This window comes from Methylocystis sp., assembly GCF_051061285.1.
Lineage (GTDB): Bacteria > Pseudomonadota > Alphaproteobacteria > Rhizobiales > Beijerinckiaceae > Methylocystis.
Window position 1 is genome coordinate 1 of record NZ_JBPFEA010000044.1, and the last position, 21294, is coordinate 21294.

Below are 21294 nucleotides of genomic sequence, written 5' to 3' on the forward strand. Positions count from 1 at the left end.
CGCCGCGGACCATGGCGTGACCGTGCAGTGGTATCAGGCGCTGCTGGTGGTGCGCACCTATCGCGGCGCAAAACACATCAGCGTCGGCGAACTCGCCGAGCAGCTGATGATCCGCGATCACAGCGCGGCGGAGCTGGTGTCCCGCCTGGCGCAGGCGAAGCTTGTCCGGCGAAAGACCGATCCGACGGACCGCCGTAGATCGCTCGTCGTCATCACGCGTGCGGGCGAGCGGCGCCTGTCGGAGCTCGCCGCCGTACATTTGAAGAAGCTTCGGGATACGCGAGGCGTTTTTATGAGCTTCTTTCGCACGGCCGCGGAGTCTCAATAGCCCGTCATTTCGAGGTAGCCCTCGCCACTGTGCGAACCCTCAAACCGAATCGGACCTTCCCAATAGGCGAAATCAGTTCCCATCCAGCTTTTCGGATTGAGCGGCCGCGTCTCGATGTCGACGTCGCGGCTTTTGATCTTCACGCGCCAACGGATCGGCACGTCACGATCAGCGATGCGCCTTGTCTCCAAAGGCTCGAGGACGATGTCGTCGCGCGCGAGTACGGACGTTGCGCCATCGGCGTCTATCCAATTCCCAAAGAGAAACGGCGCCGCCTCGACGCTGCGCATGCGATACAGCATCAGCTTGGCGCCGCTCTCAAGATGCAGCGAAAACCAGTCCCAGCCCTTTTGGTCGGGGCCCAGCGGCTGACTGGACCATTCGCGATCCATCCAGGCGCGGCCGGACACCTGCATTTTGCGCCCGTTCATCGACAACGAGCCTTCCGCCGTAAAGAACGGCTGGCTGTAGTAATAGGACGCCTGTCCAGCCTCGGACTTGCGGCTGTAGCCGCCTTCGCCTTGCAAAATGATCGGCCCCGTCGCGGTGAGATCGAGCGCATAGGCGAAATCTCCGTCCCCTGCGGAAACGCGCAGCCGCTCGATTCCGGCGCCGGCGGAATCGTCGCGGGTTTCGAGAACCCAGTCGTCGATAAAGGCGCGAAAGGGCGCCGCCTCGACGCCCGCCTGGCCAATTCCGCCGCGCGCGAATTTTTGCGCGAAGAGATGTTCGCTGGCGCTCGTCGCCGCCGCATGACCCATCCAGACATTGCGGTCGTCCCAGCCGGCTCGCGCCGCGTTCGGCTCCCGTGCAAAGCGAAAGAGCGTCCATTGGACCCCGTACGAGGCGCCGTCATCGCCCGCTAGATTTGCGGTGACGTACCACCATTCGGTGCGAAAATCGGGATGCGCGCCGTGGTCTCTCGGAAAAGCGAGCTGCGTTCCGGGCCGGGGAATCGCGAAGCCGGGCGCCTTCGCGCCAAGACCGCCGAAGTCTTGCGCCAGCGCGCCGCTCGACGACAGCGCGAGAAGAAGCGCGGATCGCCTCGAAATTGCCGAGCGTCGTTCGGGAGAACCGTTCGGGGACTTAGCGTTCATTGGAGAAGGCTTTGAGCAGTTCGGTCGGCGAAACGCGCGCGAGCCTGGCGAAGGGAATAAGCGCCGCAAAGAACGCGGCGCCGAGCGCGATGCAGGAAACCACAAGCCACTGCGCCGGAAACATATGGATTGGCAGTCGCCATCCGAAGGCGGCGACATTGACGATGGCGACAAGGCACCAGGTCATGAACAGACCGAGAGGGATCGCGAAAGCCGCGGCGCCGGCGGCAAACACTACGACCCGCGCCATTTCCAGCGCCGCCAGCTTTCGCCGCGTCGCGCCCAACGCCCAGACCGGCGCGATGCGGGCGCGCCGCATGTCGCCGAGCGTCAGCAGGCTGGCGAAGAGCGCGGCGCCGGACACGATCAGCGTGAGCGTGTTCAACGCCGTCGTCACGGCGAACGTGCGTTCGAAGATGTCCGTCGACAGAGTCTTGACTTCGGCCTGATCGACGATGCGCGCGATTTTTCCGCCAAAGCGCTGCTGCATATTTTCGATGACGCGCGCCGTGGCGCCCGGATCGACGCGCAGGCTGTAATGCACGCCGGAGGCGTCGTCGAAATAGCGCTTCAGCTTCTCGTGATCGATGCGCAGCTGGCCCTTCGGATTGCCGTAATCGGGGAAGACGCCGACGATGCGCGCGGGCCAGTCTCGCCCCGAAGTCGGAATGTCGAGCGTCTCGCCGACCGTCAGACCAAGACGGCGCGCCAATTGCTCGCTGACGAGAACGGCGTCCTGCGCGTGCAGCGCGGTCCACACGTCCGGCATGGCGTCGATCAAGGGAAAATGCGCCGTATAGGTTTCGTGAGGCGTCATGCCGACGATGTCGACGGGCCATCCGCCGATGCGCGTCTTCGCGCGCCAGACAGGAAGGATTGCGGCAATGTCGGGCTGCGTGCGCGCCCACGCGTCAATGTCGCGCGCGTCGGCGGGCGTCGCCGCTTCGAAATAGATCTCGGCGACGAGGCGCGCGTCGAGCCAACGATCGAACGTCTGGCGAAAGCCCTCGACCATGCCGCCGACGCCAATGTTGGTCGCAAGCGCGACCAGCAGCGCCATCAGCGCAAGCGAAAGACCGGAAATTTCCTGGCGTCCGTCGGCGAAGAACCAGCGGGCGAGCGGGCGGCGCGCGAAACGCTCGCCGAGCGCCAAGCCTCCGGCGAGGCCGACCGGCAGAATGAGAGCGGCGGCAAGAAGCGCCAGGCCGATGATCGCGAAGCCGGACGCAAGACCTTCGCCAAAGCCGTAGGAGGCGGCCGCCGCGACAAGCGCAAGCGCCGCGAGCGCCGCCTGCCGTCGTAAATAGCGGTGATGCGCGCCGCGCCAGGCCATTGGACGCGCGAGCGACAGCGCCGGCAGCCGCAATGCTTTCGTCAGGCCGCTCGCCGCCGCAAGCGCCGCCCCGGCGCCCGCCATCGCCAGGCCAGAGAGCCACCAGCGCGCATCGAGCGCAAGGCGATCGGAGATTTGCGCGCCGTAGAGGCTCTCGAGACTTTTGGCGACATCCGGCAGAAGCGCCTGCGCGATTGCGTGACCGCCGAGGACGCCCGCGCCTCCCGCCAAGAGCGTCAGGATCGCGATTTCGCACACCATCGCCGCGATGAGATTGGGCGGCCCAACTCCGAGCGCGCGCAAGGCGCGCAGGGTCGGCAGTCGTTGTTCGAAGGCGAGGCCGTAAGCGGCGTGCACGATGAATAGACCGACGAGGAACGCAAGAAAGCCGAAGGCGGTGAGATTGAGGTGAAAACTGTCGGTCAGGCGGGCGAGATCGCTGTCATCGTCCGGCGCGACAAGCCGCAGCGCATCGCCGGCGGTTCGCTGAAGTCGCCCCTCGTCGAACGTCTCCTCGTCGGCGATGACGAGACGCGAGAGTTTTCCGGGTCGATCGAGCAGGCGCTGCGCGACGCCGATGTCGACGATGATTGCGCCGGGCGGCGCTTCGGCGAGCGCCGCAAGCGGCGGCAGCTGCTGACCGCGTTCGGTTTGCGGCTGCGCGCCCTCAGCGAGATCGAGCCGGCGCAACGTCTGCGGCGCGGCGAAGGCGCGGCCAGGGCCCGTGAAGAATTCTTCGAGGACGTCCGCGCGGCTTCGCATATGCGCGATCGGCGAACGGCGCGGCAGCGACACCGGCTCGACGCCGATGATCCTAACATTCCTCTCTCCGATCCGGAGCGCGCCCTCCAAAACTGGCGAGACGGTGACGCCGGCGCGACGCAGTCTCACGAAGAGCTCCTGGTCAAACAGGCCGCCGCGAGCGGCGACAAGCGTTCTCGCGCCGCCGCCCGATACCGTCGCCGCCGCGGCGTCGTAGCTGTTGCGCGCTTGAGCGTTCAGCGCCTGCACGCCGCTCCATAGCGCCGTGGCGATGGCGAGGCCGAGCACGAGCGTCGCGAGGTTGCCCGGCCGTCGGCGCCAGTGGCTGATCAGCGCGGCGAGCGTCCAGAGCGTCTCTCTCATTGAGTCGCCAGAAGACCGGCCTCCAGCCGCACGCGGCGTTGCAACCGCGCCGCCAGTCGTTCGCTGTGCGTCGCCATCAGAAAGGCGCAGCCGGTCGCGGCGACGAGGTCGAGCGCCAGCGCCATGACGGCGTCGCCGGTCGCTTCGTCGAGATTGCCGGTCGGCTCGTCGGCGAGCAGAAGTCGCGGGCGTACGGCGAGGGCGCGGCCGATGGCGACGCGCTGCTGCTGTCCGCCGGACAGCTCCTCAGGATAGCGGGCGGCGAGCGTCGCAAGTCCAAGACGCGCGGTGAGCTCTTCCTGCCACGCCGGATCGTAGCGCCCGGCAAGCCGCGCCTGGAAGCCCAGGTTTTCGCCGACGGTCAGGCTCGGAATCAAATTGAACTGCTGAAAGACGACGCCGATCTTCTCGCGCCGAACGGCGGCCCGCGCATGTTCCGACAGCCGCGTCAGCGCGACGCCATCGAGAACGATTTCGCCGAAATCGGCGTCGTCGAGCGCGCCGACCAGATGCAGGAGCGTGCTCTTGCCGCTGCCGGATTCGCCGGTCAGCGCCAGACTGGCGCCCGCGGCGAGCGTGAAGTCCACGCCGCGCAGCACGGGAATGCGGCCCTGCGGCGTCGGATAGGATTTTTGAAGCCCCTCGACGCGCAGCATCGGCGCGCGTGTCCGCCCAGCGGCGAGATTTTCCGGCGTCGCGTGAATCGACAAACAATGCGCCCTGATCGGACCGGCAAAGGCGGCCGGCGCGCCAGCCCTATATATGGCCCGCCGCGCCGATCGCCCAAACTCGCCGAGCTAGAACGCGAGCCGCAGGCCTCCGTAGATCACGCGCCCCGCGCCCGGATAGAAGACCCTCGGATCGAGACCGCGGGCGTCGACGATCGTCGTCACGTCGCTGATGTAGTGGCGATTGGTCAGATTGCGCGCCTCGACAAAGAACGAAAGGCCGTAGGGCAGCTTCATGCCCGCCTGCACGCCCAGCAGGACATAGCCGGGCGCCTGCAGCGTATTGGCGTAGTCGACGTAAGCGCCCGCCGGAACCCAATCCATCTGCGGCGCGAGATAGAGGCCGTCGGGCCGCCAATAGGACAGCGTGGTGCGCAAGACGTGGCGCGGAATGCCGGCCAGCGTGTTGTCGCCGAAGTCGCGATCGCCGACGAAGCGGAAATCGTTCCAGGTCCAAACCTGCGACAGCTTCAGCGCGTCGCCTGCATCCGGCGCGAAAATATCGCGCAAGAGTTCGGCGCTCGCAGCGAATTCGACGCCCTGGTGCATGGTGCGCTTCGCGTTGAAGGTCGTCGCCGGAATGCCGAGGCCGGGATTGGTGGTGAACTTGAGCAGTTCGTCCTGCAGTTCCGAATGGTAGAAGGTGACGTCCCAGGTGTAGCGGTCCCACCTGCCGCGCGCGCCGAGCTCCCCAGTCCAGGCTTTCTGCGCCGCGAGCGGCGTGAAGGTCGTGCCGTCGCGCGGCGGCGGAAACACGCCTTGCGTCAGGTCGATGAAATCCGGCACGTCGCGGCTGCCGGTCAGGTCGGCGAAGAATTGAATGTCCGGCGTCGGCTCGAACATCAGGCCGACCTTGGGCACGATGCCGCGGTAAACCTTGTCCGATACGCCGGGAACGGGCTCGAAGGGAATGCCGCCGAGAACCGCATAGCGGCGCGTATCGGCGAAAAGCTTGGCGCCGGACATGAAGATGAGCTGCGGCGTGATGTGCAGGCGATTCTCGAAATAGGCTTCGAGGTTGAACGCCGTCGCGCGATTGTTACGCAGACGCGGGTCCAATCCCGGATTGATGAACAGGCCGCAGAAGCCGAAGCACGAATTCGCCGCGCCAAATTGCGCGAGGCCGTTGAATGAATAGGGCGGAAAGGAGAACTGCGCATTGGCGAAATTCGCGGGGATCCCGCCATAGGGATTGAGCTGCATGCCATTGTAATTGTCGGACCAATTGTCGCTCGACGATCCGCCCCAGACGCGGCCGCCGAGGATGAGTTCATTGGGATGGCCGTCGACGAGGAAATTCGAGGTGAGGCGCGGCGTGACTCCCCAGGTCCCGCCGTCCTGTTCGATGACCACGAAGATCGGATGATAGAGATAATTATGCGTGTACCAGCTGTTGAGGTCGATGCGGCCGAACTCGCTCAGGATCGTGGTCTTGTTCGAAATGCGCCAGTTCTTGACGTTTCGCGCCTGATTGGCGCCAAAGCCGTCCGGTCCGAACCCCGGCGGAAACGGCGGCAGCGACAGGCGCGGATCATTGCGCGCGTCGGACTGATTGAGTTGTCCCGGCAGCAATTGCCAAGTGTCGTAGACGCCGAAATAGAACCGCGTTTCGAGATCGTTGGAGAAGCGATAGCCGAGATTGCCGTTGAGCTGCGTGTAGTCCGTCGTCGAATGTTTTCTGTAATTGTCGGCATGGGTGAACGTGCCGTTGATGAGAAAATCGAAATTGCCGATGATGCGCGACATCTGCGCTTGCCCGCGCACGGTTCCATAACTGCCGCCCTCGAGCGACGCCATGTTCGGCGCGAGCGCCGTATAGGCGGTGGGCGAGATGAAATTGATGGCGCCGCCGAGCGTCGAAGAGCCATAGGCGAGGGCGTTGCCGCCTTTCATAACTTCGATCGCGCGAAAATATTTGGGATCGATCTGATACATGTCGCCGCCGCCGTCGGCGTAATTCATCGGAATGCCGTCTTGCAGCAGCTCCAATCCGCGCAGGTGAAAGTCGCGCGTCAGATTTGAGCCGCGGATCGAAAGACGCAGTTCCTGGCCGTAGCGGCTTTCGACATAGACGCCCGGGACGTCCTTGAGCGCGTCGCGCAGGTCGTGAACGTAGCGGGTTTGAATCTCCGGCGTATTGGCGTCGACGAAGGCGACCGAGCCGACGGTGCGCTCGAGTTCGCGGCGTTGCTGGGCGACTGACGGCACGGTCAACGACCCGCCGCCGCCCGTTTGCGTCCATGTGGCGGGGGCGGCTGGCGCTGTCGCCGGAGAGAGGGCGCGACCGCCGCCGCGTCCGGCGACGCGCGGCTTGACGCCGCCAATGTCGATGGTCGGCAGACTCTGTTGCGCAAAGGCGCTCGAGTCAGTGAGAGAAAGAACGAGGGCGACGGCGCAGGTGCCGCGCAGCAAGCCGGTCCGAAACATGGAATCTCTCCTGAGCGGCGTCTCGCCGCGCGATCGTTAGGGGAATATTGTCGCGATCAGGAGAAGCGGGGCGGCGCGCGCGGTGCGGCGCGCGAACGTGCGCGGACGTCTTTTGTGGGCGGCGCCTGAAGGACGCAGAACGCGCGGCTTGCCGCGCGCGGTGGCGCATAGGCGATGGCGCCCGATGCTGACTCAATAAAGGGAAAAACCAGGTCTTTCTGGCTGTGACCGCACAGCGAACAGCATTGCTCGCCGCCACAAGGATGCTTGGTCGGCGCAGGTTGGGAGGAATCCGGGCAGTGCACGGCCGTCCCGAGCGGATGCGTGGGACGCGTCGGCATCGAGGACGAAACCGCCGCGAGCGCGACAAGCAGCGCGATGCAAAGGGCTCCGAGGCGCCGCAAAATTATCGAGCGAGGCGTTCTCGCAAGCGCCGCCATCTTGTCTCGGATCCCGGGGCTGCGTCTCGCCGGTCAGGCAGGAGACGAAGGGCGGCGACAGCGCCGAACCTGAATGTTGGTAATATACCAAATTACGCGGGGCAACGCTTCGGCTGGCCTGACGGACGCATATTCGGTTGCTGTTGCTCCGGCGCAACAGTGCGCGACAGTCAGGGAATGGGCTGGTGATGCGGATCGAGCGGCGAATGGCTCCCATCCGCCTCGACGGCGGCCATGCCGTCAAATCGGGAAAAACGCTCGACGACGTCGGGGGAGAGCCGCGTCTCCTCGGCCGCCAGCCGCCTTGCAAGCGCCTCGGCATTTGCTTTCGAAACGCCGAGCTTTTCAAGCGTGGCGCTGTCTTTCAAGGCGTCGCCGGCGCAAAGCGAGATGCTCCACGCATCGCCCTTGCGCGTGAGAAACGCCCGGCCGCCAAGTTCGCCCTGGCGCCAGTCGGCGACGGCGGCGTCGCCTTCGACGACGATTGCGTCGACAAACAGGCGCGTTTCGGGCTTGTCGAATGTTTCGAAGAGCAGGCGGCGCGCCGCCTCAGATCCTTCGTCGGCCCGCGCGTTCAGGCACGCTGCCGCACTGATCATCCCAATAAGAAATAATCTCATCAATCCTCTCCAACGCCGGCGTGGCGCGCCGGATTGGTATATTACCAATCAAATGTAGCGCAAGCGTGAGAGGCGTTTCCGCGGCGCGTTTTTTTTGATACGACGCTGGCGCGGCGAAGGTTGAATGGCGAATGGCGATGGTGGAAAAAAGCGCGCGTCAGCGCATTCTGGACGCCGCGCTCAAAATTCTCAGGAAGGAAGGCGTCCCCGCGCTGACCCAAACGCGCGTCGCCGCGGCGGCTGGACTGCGGCAGTCGCATTTGACCTATTATTTTCCGCGCAAGACGGATTTGCTCGCCGCGACGCTGGAAGCGTCGCATGCGCAGGCGCATAAGCCCAAGCGCGGTTCGACCGGAAGCGACGTCGATCCTGTCGAAGCGGTGCGCGCGCTCATGTTCGAGCGCAACAGGATGCGCTTCTTCTTGAGCGTCGTGGCGCAGGCGAGCGACCAATCGGAAATTCGGGCAACGCTCGCCGCGCACGCCCGAGGCGTGGCCGAGCAGCTCGCGCCGCTCTTCGGACGGACCGCCGACGACCCCGATATTATCGCCTTTATTGACATGCTGCGCGGCATGGGGTTGCGCCTCCTGCTGGAATCGGATGACAAGCGCCGTCCGACTGTTGATATCGATGCGCTCGCTGCGCGCTTCGGCCTCAGGCGGGCGCCTGAAGCGCGGCTTTGAGCCATGGCCTGGAGCCGCTAGAACTGTGGCCATGCAACGAATCGGTAAAAACGCCGGCCGCCCGGAAGGTCAGCCCTACGCCCTCGCGGCGGCGTTCTTCCTCGTCTGCGCGCTGGCGCTCGCCTTTCCCTGGCTTTCCGGGCGCGTCACCATTCCCTGGGACGCGAAAGCGCATTTTTTTCCGCAATTCGCCTTTCTCGCCCACGCGCTACACACCGGCCAATCGCCGTTCTGGACGCCGCACGTCTTTGCGGGGATGCCGCAGATCGCCGATCCGCAATCGCTGATCTTCGCTCCGTTTTTCCTGCTGGCGGCGGCGCTCGTTCCTGAGCCGTCCTTCGTCCTGGCCGACGCGATCGTCTTCGCGATGCTGGCCATGGGCGGCCTTGCGCTCATCGCCTATTTTCGCGATCGCGGCTGGAGCGCCGCGGGAGGATTGCTCGCTGCTCTCGCGTTTGCGTTTGGCGGCTCGGCGGCGTGGCGAATTCAGCATGTCGGGCAGATCATGAGTCTCGCCTGGCTCCCGGTCACGCTGTGGCTGCTGGCGCGGGGACTCGATCGGCGGTCGGCGCTCTACGGCGCCGCGGCGGGCGTCGCCGCCGCTCTGCTGGTGCTGGGACGGGACCAGGTCGCGTTCCTAGGCGTGCTGATGCTTTCCGCCTATGCCGCCTATCGCGTCGCCACGGATGAATCGCCCAAACTCAGCGCGGTCGCGCCCCTCGCCGCCGGAGCGCTCACCGGCCTGACGATCATCGTCGTCCCGCTTGCGTTCACGCTGGAGCTCGCCGCGCATTCAAACCGACCCGAGATCGATCTCGACGGCGCGTTCAAGGGCTCGCTGCCGCCGGGCTCCTTCTGGACGCTGATCTCAGCCAATATGTTTGGAACGGACGGCCCGCTCAAAAACTTCTGGGGCCCCCCGGCCGGCGAGCGCGACCTCTTCCTCGCGCGGAATATGACGGATATATATATGGGCGAACTGACGCTCGTATCGTTGATCGCGACGCTGGGCAGGCGCTTCTTTTCGAATAAGGAAATCCGCTTCTTCGCCGCCGCCGCGCTGTTTTTCGCCCTCTACGCCCTGGGCCGCTATACGCCAGCCTTCGCCTTCTTCTATCATCTGCCGGGCATAGACCTTTGGCGGCGGCCGGCCGACGCAACATTCTTGCTCGGCGCGACGCTCGCGATCCTCGCGGGCTATGGCTTCAATCTCATTGAGCGGGGCGCCGTCGCGCCGCGCACGGCTTGGCTTGTCGGCGCCGTCGCCGCGCTCTTCGCGGTCGCGCTGCTTGTCGCGGCCGCCAAGGGCCATCTTAATCAAGCCTCCTGGCCGCTCGCGATGAGCGCGACTTTTGCCGCGCTCGCCGTCGCGCTTATCCTCGCGACTCGCGACGGGCTGTTGCGCGGCCCATATCTGCTCGCGGCGGTCGCCACGCTGATGAGCGTCGATCTGACGATCGGCAATGGACCCAATGAGTCGACAGCCTTGCCGCCCGAACAGTTCGAAGCCTTGCGGGTCGACGGCAAGGATCCGGTGATCGCTTATCTGCGCGGCAAGCTCAAGGAGACGGCGGCGCCGGATCGTCGCGACCGCGTCGAACTTGCGGCGATCGATTTTCATTGGCCGAACGCGTCGCTCGTCCATGGCTTCGATCATGATCTCGGTTACAATCCCATCCGGCTTGCGCTCTTCGAAGACGTAACCGGCGCCGGAGACCATCTCGCGCTTCCCGAGCAGCGCGAGTTTTCCAAGCTCTATCCCGCCTATCGCTCGGTCCTGTCGGACATGCTCGGCCTGCGATTTATCGCGACCGGCGTGCCCATCGAAAAGATCGACGAGAATTACAAGCATGGCGACTTCGTCGAGCTCACGCGCATCGGCGACGTTCATATTTACGAAAATCCCCGCGCCATGCCGCGCGTCCTGCTCGCAACCTGCGCCATCCACGTCGATTTCGCGGCGATGATGAAGAGCGGCGAGTGGCCGGAGGCGGACTATCACGAGACGGTGCTCCTGGAGACGCCGCCGATCTGCCATACGCGCAAAGATGCGCCGCCGGCGACGGCGAAAATCCTCTCCTACGAGAACGATCGCATCGTCGCCGAGGCCAGCGCGCCTCCGGGCGGCGGCTGGCTTATCTTGAACGACGTTTGGCATCCGTGGTGGTTTGCGAACCTCGACGGCGTGGAAGCGCCAATTCTGCGCGCGAATGTCATGTTCCGGGCCGTCGCGATTCCGGAAGGGCGCCATGAGGTGCGCTTCAGTTTCCAGCCTCTGCGCGGACTGCTGACGGAATTATCGCGAAGATAGCGAAGCGCGGGTCCTGTTCATTGCGCGTCAGACCCAGCCCGCGATCTCGCGTTTCGCCAGAGTCTCGATCAGCGCCATGCCTTCGTCGCTGTCGTTGAGACAAGGCAGGCGGGCGAATTTCTCGCCGCCCTTTTCCAGAAAAAGATCGCGAATTTCGACGCCAAGCTCTTCGATCGTCTCCAGGCAATCGGCGGCGAATCCCGGCGCGACGACGGCGATGCGCTTGACGCCGGCGCCGGCAAGCTCGGTCACCACATCCGACGTATAGGGCTCGATCCACCGCGCGCGGCCAAAGCGCGACTGAAAGGCGAGACGCAGGCTTTGGGCGTTCATGCCCAGCCGTTCGCAGAGCAGCCGCCATGTCGCTTCGCAGTGCTCGCGATAAGGATCGCCGCGATCGATCTGCGCCTGCGGAAGGCCATGAAATGAAGCGACGATGACCTCCGGTTCGAAATCGAGCGCGGCGCGCGCGCGCCTGACGCTTGCGGCGAGCGCGTCGATATAGGCGGGATCGTCGTAATAGGGCGCGCCGATGCGGAGCGCCGGCTGCTTGCGCATCTCGCGCAGCGCGTCGAAAGCGGCGTCGGCGGCGGAGCCGGTGGTCGATGACGCATATTGCGGGTAGAGCGGCAGCAGCGCGATCCGCGCGCAGCCCTTCGCGATCAAGGATTCGATCTTCGCCGCGATCGACGGCGCGCCGTAGCGCAGCGCATAGTCGACGACGAGGTTCGAAGCGCCAATCCGCGCCTGCAGCTTTTCGGCTTGCAGGCGCGTAAAGGTCTTCAGCGGGCCTTCGCCCGTGTCGGCGTTCCAGATCGACTCATAGAGCTTCGCCGAGCGCGCCGGGCGGGTGTTGAGCACGACGCCATAGAGGATCGGCAGCCATAGCGCGCGCGGGAGGTCGACGACCCTGCGGTCGGACAGAAATTCCGCCAGATAGCGCCGCACCGCCGCGACATCGGGCGCATCAGGCGTGCCGAGATTGACGAGAAGGAGTCCGACCGGCGCTTCTCTCGAGATCGTGGCTGGCGTCATGATGAGCCTTATTCGACCGGCCGCCCGGATGGCGGCGCGGCAAAGGAATATCTTCTAGCGGCGGCGGCGGTCCTGGCAACACGCCAAGACGACGATCGTCGCGCGGCATGGAAATCGCTTCGCGCACAAAGGCCGGCTGATATGCGGATTGGCCCCTCGCGAAAGGGCGCCATGAAATCCATATCTCGCAGCCGCGCCATGTGCGAATGGGATGATTTCGACACCGCCGCGCCGCAAATTCGCGCGGCGCTGGCCATGTCGGATGGGCCGGCGACGCCCCCCTTCCTCCTGCTGTCGGAGCCCGGCATCACCGCCGGCGAACAGCGCGCCTGTTCCGAGAGCTGGACCGCCGCGCGGCTTATGGCGGCCGGGCCGCTGCGCGCGAGCCTCGCCATGCGCTTCGACCTCTCCACCCGCAGCAAGATCCGCGTCGGCTATCTGTCAAATGATTTCCACGAGCACGCGACCGCGCATCTTCTCGTCGAGACGCTCGAGGCGCATGATCGCGACCGCTTCGAGATTCGCGCTTACAGCTATTGCGGCGTCGAGGGGGCGATGCGGACGCGGCTGCGAGCAGCCTTCGACGCTTTCGCCGACATTTCGCAGCTGACCGACGCCGAGGCCGCGCGCCTCATCAATGCGGATGGCGTCGATATTCTGATCGACCTCAAGGGCTTCACCCATGGCGCGCGCACCAGCGTGATGATGCTGCGGCCGGCGCCCGTTCAGGTCAATTATCTTGGCTATCCCGGCACGCTCGGAGCGGGCGTGTGCGATTACATCGTGACCGATCGCTATGTCACGCCGCCCTCGTCGGCGTCGGCCTATTCGGAGGCCTTCGCCTACCTGCCACACGCCTATCAGCCGCACGGGCGCGGGACGCCGCTGCGCGCGCCGCCGTCGCGGGCCGCCGCCGGTCTGCCGGCGGAAGGCTTCGTCTATTGCTGCTTCAATCAGGCCTATAAGCTCACGCCCTTCATCTTCGATCTTTGGGCGCGACTGCTCGAGGCGACGCCGGGCGCGGTGCTGTGGCTTTCGGCGGCGATGCTGGCGGAAGGCAATCTGCGCAATGAAATGCGCAGACGCGGAATTGACGCGGCGCGGATGATCTTCGCGCCGCATTTGCCGCAGGCCGAACATCTGGCGCGCCTGCAACTCGCCGATCTCGCGCTCGACACGGCGCCCTTCGGATCACATACGACGGCGAGCGACGCGCTTTGGGCGGGCGTGCCGATCGTGACCTGCGCCGGCGACACCTTTCCCTCGCGCGTGGCCGGGAGCCTGTTGCAGGCGATCGGATTGCCGGAGTTGATCGCGGCGGATTTTGACGAATATTTGGAGATCGCGCTGGCCTTGGCGGGCGATCCGGTTCGTTGCGCCGAACTGCGGGCGAAGCTCGCCGCCAATCGCCTGACGACGGCGCTTTTCGACGTTTACGCCTACACGCGCGCGCTGGAATCGCTGTTTGAAGACATGTGGCGTCGGCGTCTTGCCGGCGCGCCGCCCGTCGTCATCGGAGCGGCCTAGAGCAGGTTCCGAAAAAGTTGACAGACTTTTTCGATGAGAACCTGCTCCAATACTTTGATTTTGAGCGATTCCTTATCGATCACATGATTCGATGTGATCGGGAAGCGCTCTAAGACTCGTCGCGCGCCGCGCGCTCGAAGGCGGACAGTTCGTCTTCGGCCATATGAAAGGCGTGCTCCTGCGCCGGAAAGAGTCCGGCGCGAACGTCGCGCGCATAGGCCTCGACGGCGTCGCGCAGCGCTGCGCCAACGGCGCCGTAGCGGCGGTTGTGCTTGAATTCGCGCGCGGTGATCCCTGCGAGATCGTTGACGACGAGCACCTGTCCGTCCGTCGCCGCGCCGGCGCCGATGCCGATCGTCGGCGCGCCGATCGCTTGCGTGATCCGCGCCGCGAGCTCCTGCGGCACGAGCTCCAGCACCACAAACTTCTGTCCGGCGGCGTCGAGCGCCAACGCGTCGTCATAGAGTTTCGCGGCGGCCTGCGCGGTCTTACCCTGGCGCCGCTTCACGTCGTGATGCTGCGATTCAAGGCCGAGATGAGCGCACACGTCGAAGCCCGCCGCCGTCAAGGCGCGCATGATTTCGCACTGCGCGCCCTCGAATTTCACGCAATCGGCGCCAGCCTCGCGCAGCAGGCGCGAGCTTTCGATCGCCTGCTGGGGCGTGTCATAGGTCGCATAGGGCAAATCGCCGATGATGTAGATCTCGGGCGCGCCGCGCCGCACCGCCGCGATATGATGCGCCATGTCGGCGAGCGTCACCTCGCGCTCATGCGCATAGCCCAGAACATTCACCCCGACGCTGTCGCCGACGAGGATAATGTCGACGCCGGCCTCCGCCTCGATGCGCGCGGTCGGCGCGTCATAGGCGGTGACGACCACGATCTTCTCGCCTCGGCGTTTCATGTCGAGGAAGGTGCGGGCATTGGGCAAAGGGGGCTCCGGCGCGCCTAATCGTCGGGATGGCGCTCTATATCAAATGGCTTGCGCTGGCTGGGAATGCGTCAGCGCGCCACGCCATCCCTGCAGGCGTGCGGCTGGCCGGGAACGCGGATTTCCTGGAAGCCGCCGCATTTATCGCAGGCGGAGAGCAGCGCGGAGAGGGCCGCCAGCAGCGCGAACACTCGGAATTTCCGCGTCATCTCGTCTCTCCTGGCGGCGGCTTGACGGCGCGACCATACTGGCCGAGCCGCCCTGCGGCAAGCCGCGAGGCCTTGCGCTCTTGCATCCTGCTTAAAGCCGCGTATAAACCGCCGATCGCGACGTTCCCGGCCGGGGGCTGAACGGAAGCGCTCAAGCGCATATTCCCGAAACGCGCAAAACGGTTTTCGGACAAGAATATGCGCAGAGATCGCATATTCCCGAAAAGTGCAAAGCGGTTTTCGGACGAGAATATGCGTAGCTCAAAGAGCGAGGGTTTAATTTCCCGCCTTCCCGTGCCTCCGCCTTCGAACTTTCCTTCTCGGGCCTTTCCGGGGCAGGTCCCCAAGAATCGCTCGAAGGGCTTGGCGCCGGAGCGGCTCGCGGCAACGGAAAGGCGAAAATCCATGCCTCTTTATGAGCATGTCTATCTCGCGCGTCAGGATGTTTCTCCCCAGCAGGTGGAGGCTCTGACCGCGCAGTTCAAAAACGTCATCGCGTCGCTCGGCGGCACGGTCGGCAAGACCGAATATTGGGGCGTCAAGTCGCTCGCCTATCGGATCAACAAGAACCGCAAGGCGCATTTCACCCTGATGAACATCGACGCGCCGCCGGCGGCGCTCGCGGAGATGCAGCGCCAGCAGAGCATCAACGAAGATATTTTGCGCGTGCTGACGCTGCGCGTCGACGAGCTGGAGGAGGGTCCTTCGGCGCAGCTTCGCAAACGTGAAGACGACGACCGCGGCGATCGCCGCGGCCCGCGCGGCGACAGGGGCGACCGCGGGGATCGAGGCGACCGGGGAGATCGTCCCGAGCGTCGCCCGCGCCGCGAAGAAGGCAAGGTTGAAGGAGAGGTCGAATGAGCACCGCCCCGCGCCGCCCCTTCTTCCGCCGCCGCAAGTCCTGCCCGTTCACCGGCGCCAACGCGCCGAAGATCGACTACAAGGACACGCGCCTGCTGTCCCGCTACATCAGCGAGCGCGGCAAGATCGTGCCCTCGCGCATCACCGCCGTTTCGGCCAAGAAGCAGCGCGAACTCGCCCAGGCGATCAAGCGCGCCCGATTCTTGGGCCTGCTGCCTTATGTGATCCGCTAAGAAGATCGCTTTTTGAAGCCTGCGGCCGCGCTCGGAAACGAGCGCGGCTTTTTTGTTTCGACTGATTCGGTTATCCGTCGCTGGCTTGCTTCTCCGCAGCGCGCTTGCATCCTCACCCCGCCGGCTGCTGCGCGCCGGCTTCGTAAAGACCGTCGAGCGGCGTCGTCGAAACGGTCGGCTCGGTCATGAACTGCGCCGCGGCCAGCATGGCGAAGCGGCCGCCCTTGGCGACCAATTCGTCGAAGCCGCCGCTCTCGACGATCTCGCCCTGATCGAAGACGAGAATGCGGTCGGCGTTGCGCACGGTGGCCAGCCGATGGGCGATGACGAAGGTCGTGCGGCCCTTCATCGCCGCCTCCAGCGCCTTTTGGATCATCCGCTCGGTCGTCGCGTCGAGCGCCGAGGTCGCCTCGTCGAAGACCATGATCGGCGGGTTTTTCAACAGCGCCCGGGCGATCGAGAGCCGCTGGCGCTCGCCGCCGGAGAGCGAGCGGCCGCGTTCGCCGACGCGCGTCGCCCGCCCGTCGCTCTGATGCGCGACGAATTCCGTCGCCTGCGCCAGTTCGAGCGCATGGGCGATCTCCTCGTCCGTCGCGTCCGGATTGCCGATTCGCAGATTTTCCTCGATCGATCGCGCAAACAGCATCGGCTCCTGAAAGACGACGCCGATGTTGCGGCGAAGCGAGCTTAGAGTGAATTCGCGGATGTCGACGCCGTCGATTTTCACCGCGCCGCTGTCTGGATCGAAAGCCCGATGCAAGAGCCCGAGCGTCGTTGATTTTCCTGAGCCTGTCGAGCCGACGAGCGCGATCGTTTCTCCAGGATTGGCCACAAACGACACGTCGCGCACCGCCGGCCGTCGCCCGTCGTAGGAAAAGGTGACACTGTCGAATTCGACGGCGCCCACAAGCCGCTCCGCGTCGCGGGCATGCGGGCGATCGGCGACGCTCGGCGGCGTGTCGAGGACGTCGAAGAATTCCGCAATCTTCGCGGACTGCTGGAACAGGACATTGACGAAGCCGACCGCCTGTTCGAGGCGGGTGATCAGCATCGTCGCAAAGCTCATGAAGGCGACGATCTCGCCGATCGTCGCCTGTCCGCGCAAATGCAGCCAGACGCCAAGCAGGAAAATCGCCAGAATCGTCAGCGTCGCCGAGGCGCGGCTGGCGACGGCGACGAAGGCCCACCAGGAGAGAACCGGCATCTGCGCCGCGATGACGTCATCGATGATGCGGTTCAGCGCATGCGACTCGCTTTCGATGCGCGTAAAGCTCTGCACCACCGGGATGTTGCCAAGCGCGTCGGAAGCATGTTCGGCGAGCGTCGAATTGTAGCGCTCGACCTGGCCCTGCAGATCTTCCGTGCGTCGCAGGACGAAGCTCGTCACGAAATAAAAGAGCGCGACAAGCGCCATGAGCAGCGCGCCAAGCCGCCAATTGACGAACAGCGTCGCCGGCAAGAGCACGAAGAGCGCAACGAAGGACGCGCAGTTCTCGCGAAAGAACGACAGCCACAGCCCCGACATGGCGTTCGCCCCATCGAGCATGATCTTTAAGAGGCGTCCGGAGTGGACGTTGGTGTGAAAACTCAGCGGCAGGCTGAGAACGTGGTCGAAATAATCCGACATGATCGCGAGCCGGCGGCGATGCGCGAGACGATCGGCGTTGAGGCCGACGAGAATGGCGCCGCCGATCGAAAACAGGCCGAAGGCGGCCCAGGCGGACACCAGCGGCAGCAGATCGCTCCATGTCAAAGTCGCGCCGGGCGCTTGTGCGCGCGTCATGCGGTCGATGATGCGCCCAAAGAGCATCGGCTCGGCGAAGGCGGAGACGGCGAGCGCCAGATTGGCCGCGACCAGTATGAGCGCGAGCCGCGCCTGAGGCCGCAACAGCCCCAGCACCCGCACGTAAACTTTAAAGACGGACATTTGACGACGCCTGCCAGCAGGGGAAGGTTCAGCAACGTGTGACGGATCGTAACTTTGGCGTCGCCTTCAAATAACGCGGCGGCTGTGGCGGACGCGCTCTACAGGGCTGGCCGCTTGCGCGCAAGGTTTGGCGCGCGCGCTTGCGGCCGCTTCCGGCCGCGCCTTAGGCCGCGCTATTCGTCCTCGCCGAAGCGATGGGCGACGAGCGTCTCCAGCGCATCGAGGGCCGCCTTCGCCTGTGGGCCCGTCGCGGTGACGGTGATGGTCGCGCCCTGGCTTGCGCCCAGCGTCAGAATGCCCATGATCGAGCTGCCGCCGACGGTTTCGTCGCCTCTCGAAACAGTGATGACGGCGTCGAATTTCTCGCAGCATTGCACGAATTTGGCGGTCGCGCGGGCGTGCAGCCCCTTCTTGTTGACGATCGCGAGCTCCCGCGACATGGAGTCTTCGGCCGCAGCCTGAGGCAATTTATCGGTCACGAGGTCGTTCATTTCGCGTTGAGCACTTTGCTGGCGATGTAAACATATTTGCGGCCGGCGTCCTGCGCCTGCAGCACCGCCTGCTCCAAAGGTTGCGTATCGCGGACCGAAGCGAGTTTGATCAGCATCGGCAGATTGACCCCCGCGAGAACCTCCACCTTTCCGCCATCCATTACGGATATTGCAAGATTGGAGGGCGTGCCGCCGAACATATCGGTGAGCAGCACGACGCCGTCGCCGCTGTCGGCCTCGCGGATCGCCTCGATGATATCCCCGCGCCGGCGCTCCATATCGTCCTCGGGCCCAATCGAGATCGCCGCAATCTGCTTTTGAGGTCCGACGACGTGTTCGAGCGCCGCGCGAAACTCAGTGGCAAGGTGGCCATGGGTCACCAAGACCATTCCGATCATACGACCCTACCACTCATGAAGACGTCTCTTGCGCGCCGATGTCTCGTAAAATGCGTCGGCCCGCAAGGGCGAACGGAGCCAAATTGCATCCCAAGAGGAGCCGTTGCGCCCGCCGTGATCGCCCCGCTCAACAGGGGCGACATTTTGTGCAACGCGGCGAAATAGGCAAGCGAAAACAGCAAAACTCCGTCAATTTGTCACAACGTTCTGAATGTAAGCCGCAATCCGCGCCGCCGCCCCGACGTTTGCGGCGTTTTCGAACATACGCGGCAGCGTCACGCCGCTCAACCGAGTCGTTGCGTCGTCCTCGTCCGGATATCGTTTCGGCGACTCTCCGGACGCGAGGAGGTCGATGACGGCCCGCAGGACGCAGGCCGGCTCATAGGCGACGCGTAACAGCCCGAGACCGCGCGCCTCGATCATGCCGCGGATTGACGGATGCGGCCTTGCGATCAGCCGGCCGTGACGCGCTTCGAGCGCGACACGGTCGTCGCCGACAAGCGCCGCGAAAGCGCCGCGCGCCCGCCAGTCGGCGACAAGCTGTAAGCTGAGCGCGCTCTTGCCGGCGCCGGACGGCCCGCGCAGCAGCAGGCCGAATTCGCCGAGAACCAGCGCAGTGGCGTGCACATAGTCGGACGCTTGCGGCGGCGTCATCGCGCCGAGGGCAACCAGACGACAAAGCGCGCGCCGAGCACGGCGTCGCCGGGGCGCGGCTCGTCAGTGCCCTGCGGATGTGCGCGGGTGCGGTTGAGGGCGCGGACGCGCCCGCCATGCGCCTCGATGATCTGGCGGGAGATCGAGAGCCCGAGCCCGGAATTCTGGCCAAACCCCTGTTCCGGGCGGTCGGTGTAGAAACGCTCGAAGATGCGATCGAACGCGCCGTCGGGAATTCCGGGGCCGTCGTCATCGACGATGATCTCGTAGCCGTCGATCTGCTGGCCGCCCGGCCCCTTGGCCCGCTCCGGCCACAGCAGCACGCGCACCCCGCCGCCGGGCTTTGAAAACGACCGGCCATTGTCGATCAGATTGTTGAACACCTGGCCGAGACGCGAGTCATTGCCGAGAACGCGCCAGCGGCTGCGCGGCGCGTCGTATGGAGAGGAGCGCACGGTCAGTTGAATGTTGACGCCGTCGCCGCGGTCGACGGCGCGCGCCAAGTCGACGACGGTCGACAGCGCCGCCGCGAGATCGACCACGGCCATGTCGGCGCGCGCGAGTTCGGCGTCGAGACGAGACGCGTCGGAAATATCGCTGATCAAACGATCGAGCCGGCCAACGTCATGTTTGATGATGGCGAGCAGCCTGTCGCGCGACTCTTCGGTCTTGGCGATCGGCAGCGTCTCGACGGCGCTGCGCAGAGAGGTCAACGGATTCTTGAGTTCATGCGCGACATCCGCGGCGAAATGCTCGATCGCGTCGATGCGGTTGTAGAGCGCCTTCGTCATGTCGCGCAGCGCGCCGGAAAGATGGCCGATTTCGTCCGGCCGGTCTGAGAAGTCCGGGATCTCCTGACGGGACTTCACGCCGCGCCGCACGCGCTCGGCCGCCTCGGCGAGGCGGCGCATCGGTTCGGTGATCGTATTGGTGAAGAACAGCGAGATCAGCAGCATCACGCCGGCCGAGACCAGAAAGATGCGGATGATGCCCCAGCGTTCCATGACGATGACGGCGTCGATGTCGCCGCCCATGGTCGAGAGCAGCAACGCGCCGCGCACCGACCGGAAGCGTTGAACCGGGACGGCGACGGAAATAATGGTTTCGCCCCTGGCGTTGGCGCGCACCACCGAATGAATGTGGCCGCCGAGCGCGCTGCCGACCTCAGGATAGGCTTTGCCATTGCCCATGCCGATGTCCTCGTAAAGCGGCAGTTCCGGCCGATGTGACAGCCGCTGGACAAACTCCAGCGACTTTTCGAGGAAGGAGGATGCGTCGAGGGTCGTGGGCTGGCCGGCCGCCGGCGGCAATTCGAAGCGCAGAATGTTCGAGCGACCGGAGACGGAGCGCGAGTCGAGCAGCAGAAAGCCGTCGCGGTCGTAGATGCGCGCCCGCAGCCGCGTCGGCGACACCAGACGCCGCAGCAGCGGCCCGACGCGCTCGGGATTGAGCGAAAACTCCAGCGGCGACCCGCCTTCGGAGCCGCTCGCGCTCTCTCCCGGCGCGAGCTTCAACAGCTTTTCCGGATCGATCGAGATGGCGTCGGTGTCCACCGTCGCCGAGGCCGCCACCGCCGCGGCGATGATCTCGCCCTGCGTCTGCAGGCTTTGCACGCGGGCGTCGATCAGACCTTCGCGAAACTGGTTGAGATAGAGGAAGCCGGCCAGCAGCGCGACCAGCCCGCCAAGATTGAGAACGACGATGCGGCGGGTGAGCGAGGACGAAAGATGCGACTGGACGGTTCGCTGCACAGTTCGCTGCGCCCGCGCCAAACGGACGGAGATCGTCCGCCACAGGCGGGCCCGCGCCGCCGCGGCGTCGCGCGCCGGAGCGGTCGTCGGGACCGCCGGACGCGGCGCTTCCGCGACCGGCTCGCCGACGGCGGTCACGTCGCCGTCACCCTCGATGCTTGCGTCCATCTCGCGTCCCCAGCGAG

The 21294-nt window shown here is 65.2% G+C and carries 19 protein-coding genes; 6 read left to right on the top strand and 13 right to left on the bottom strand.

The window, feature by feature from the left end; translation table 11 throughout:
* A partial coding sequence (locus ACR65T_RS15290; RefSeq protein WP_434497301.1) for a MarR family winged helix-turn-helix transcriptional regulator occupies positions 1-328 on the top strand: 328 nt, incomplete at its 5' end.
* Here the strand turns inward: ACR65T_RS15290 and ACR65T_RS15295 are convergent.
* From ACR65T_RS15295 to ACR65T_RS15315, 5 genes are all read right to left on the bottom strand, one after another.
* Positions 322-1425: a lipocalin-like domain-containing protein gene (locus ACR65T_RS15295; RefSeq protein WP_434497302.1), complete on the bottom strand. Its 1104-nt coding sequence runs from the start codon at positions 1423-1425 to the stop codon at positions 322-324. The genes ACR65T_RS15290 and ACR65T_RS15295 overlap by 7 nt on opposite strands.
* Positions 1415-3883 (bottom strand): ABC transporter permease, encoded by a 2469-nt coding sequence (locus ACR65T_RS15300; RefSeq protein WP_434497303.1) that lies wholly within the window; start codon positions 3881-3883, stop codon positions 1415-1417. The genes ACR65T_RS15295 and ACR65T_RS15300 overlap by 11 nt, the downstream gene beginning before the upstream one ends.
* Positions 3880-4539, bottom strand: a complete 660-nt coding sequence (locus ACR65T_RS15305; RefSeq protein WP_434497320.1) for an ABC transporter ATP-binding protein — start codon at positions 4537-4539, stop codon at positions 3880-3882. The genes ACR65T_RS15300 and ACR65T_RS15305 overlap by 4 nt, the downstream gene beginning before the upstream one ends.
* 141 nt (positions 4540-4680) lie before the next feature.
* On the bottom strand, positions 4681-7038 hold the full coding sequence (locus ACR65T_RS15310; protein WP_434497304.1) for a TonB-dependent receptor family protein: 2358 nt from the start codon (positions 7036-7038) through the stop codon (positions 4681-4683).
* Between the two features lie 610 nt (positions 7039-7648).
* Entirely contained in the window at positions 7649-8098 is a 450-nt protein-coding gene (locus ACR65T_RS15315) for a copper uptake system-associated protein (RefSeq protein ID WP_434497305.1), read from the bottom strand.
* 137 nt (positions 8099-8235) lie between these two features.
* Between ACR65T_RS15315 and ACR65T_RS15320 the strand changes: the two genes are divergently transcribed.
* Together ACR65T_RS15320 and ACR65T_RS15325 are read left to right on the top strand one after the other, a co-directional pair.
* Positions 8236-8781 carry a TetR/AcrR family transcriptional regulator gene (locus ACR65T_RS15320; protein ID WP_434497306.1) on the top strand — a complete coding sequence of 182 codons (546 nt, stop codon included), beginning with the start codon at positions 8236-8238 and terminating at the stop codon, positions 8779-8781.
* 31 nt (positions 8782-8812) lie between these two features.
* Positions 8813-11092, top strand: a complete 2280-nt coding sequence (locus tag ACR65T_RS15325) for a hypothetical protein (protein ID WP_434497307.1) — start codon at positions 8813-8815, stop codon at positions 11090-11092.
* Positions 11093-11119: 27 nt separating this feature from the next.
* On the opposite strand, the gene hemH is transcribed toward ACR65T_RS15325, so the two are convergent.
* Complete coding sequence (gene hemH, locus ACR65T_RS15330; RefSeq protein ID WP_434497308.1) at positions 11120-12127, bottom strand: ferrochelatase; 1008 nt, start codon at positions 12125-12127, stop codon at positions 11120-11122.
* Positions 12128-12298: 171 nt separating this feature from the next.
* Here hemH and ACR65T_RS15335 point away from each other — a divergent pair, with 171 nt between their 5' ends.
* On the top strand, positions 12299-13654 hold the full coding sequence (locus tag ACR65T_RS15335; protein ID WP_434497309.1) for a UDP-N-acetylglucosamine-peptide N-acetylglucosaminyltransferase: 1356 nt from the start codon (positions 12299-12301) through the stop codon (positions 13652-13654).
* A 109-nt stretch (positions 13655-13763) separates the two neighbouring features.
* On the opposite strand, the gene panB is transcribed toward ACR65T_RS15335, so the two are convergent.
* Both panB and ACR65T_RS15345 read right to left on the bottom strand, forming a co-directional pair.
* Positions 13764-14585, bottom strand: coding sequence for a 3-methyl-2-oxobutanoate hydroxymethyltransferase (panB, locus tag ACR65T_RS15340; RefSeq protein WP_434497310.1), 822 nt, complete (start codon positions 14583-14585; stop codon positions 13764-13766).
* Positions 14586-14656: 71 nt separating this feature from the next.
* Positions 14657-14794: a hypothetical protein gene (locus ACR65T_RS15345; RefSeq protein ID WP_175095883.1), complete on the bottom strand. Its 138-nt coding sequence runs from the start codon at positions 14792-14794 to the stop codon at positions 14657-14659.
* 405 nt (positions 14795-15199) lie between these two features.
* Here ACR65T_RS15345 and rpsF point away from each other — a divergent pair, with 405 nt between their 5' ends.
* Positions 15200-15655 (top strand): 30S ribosomal protein S6, encoded by a 456-nt coding sequence (gene rpsF / locus ACR65T_RS15350; RefSeq protein WP_196391599.1) that lies wholly within the window; start codon positions 15200-15202, stop codon positions 15653-15655.
* Positions 15652-15888, top strand: a complete 237-nt coding sequence (gene rpsR, locus ACR65T_RS15355; RefSeq protein WP_014890780.1) for a 30S ribosomal protein S18 — start codon at positions 15652-15654, stop codon at positions 15886-15888. Before rpsF ends, rpsR begins: the two co-directional genes overlap by 4 nt.
* A gap of 112 nt (positions 15889-16000) precedes the next feature.
* Here rpsR and ACR65T_RS15360 read toward each other — a convergent pair whose 3' ends face one another.
* The 5 genes from ACR65T_RS15360 to ACR65T_RS15380 all read right to left on the bottom strand — a co-directional run bounded on the left by ACR65T_RS15360 (position 16001) and on the right by ACR65T_RS15380 (position 21277).
* On the bottom strand, positions 16001-17815 hold the full coding sequence (locus ACR65T_RS15360; RefSeq protein WP_434497311.1) for a glucan ABC transporter ATP-binding protein/ permease: 1815 nt from the start codon (positions 17813-17815) through the stop codon (positions 16001-16003).
* Between the two features lie 173 nt (positions 17816-17988).
* Complete coding sequence (locus ACR65T_RS15365) at positions 17989-18306, bottom strand: HPr family phosphocarrier protein (protein WP_434497312.1); 318 nt, start codon at positions 18304-18306, stop codon at positions 17989-17991.
* On the bottom strand, positions 18303-18704 hold the full coding sequence (locus ACR65T_RS15370; protein WP_014890777.1) for a PTS sugar transporter subunit IIA: 402 nt from the start codon (positions 18702-18704) through the stop codon (positions 18303-18305). Before ACR65T_RS15370 ends, ACR65T_RS15365 begins: the two co-directional genes overlap by 4 nt.
* Positions 18705-18893: 189 nt before the next feature.
* Positions 18894-19358, bottom strand: a complete 465-nt coding sequence (locus ACR65T_RS15375; protein WP_434497313.1) for an HPr kinase/phosphorylase — start codon at positions 19356-19358, stop codon at positions 18894-18896.
* Positions 19355-21277 carry a stimulus-sensing domain-containing protein gene (locus ACR65T_RS15380; protein ID WP_434497314.1) on the bottom strand — a complete coding sequence of 641 codons (1923 nt, stop codon included), beginning with the start codon at positions 21275-21277 and terminating at the stop codon, positions 19355-19357. Before ACR65T_RS15380 ends, ACR65T_RS15375 begins: the two co-directional genes overlap by 4 nt.
* Positions 21278-21294 lie beyond the last annotated feature (17 nt).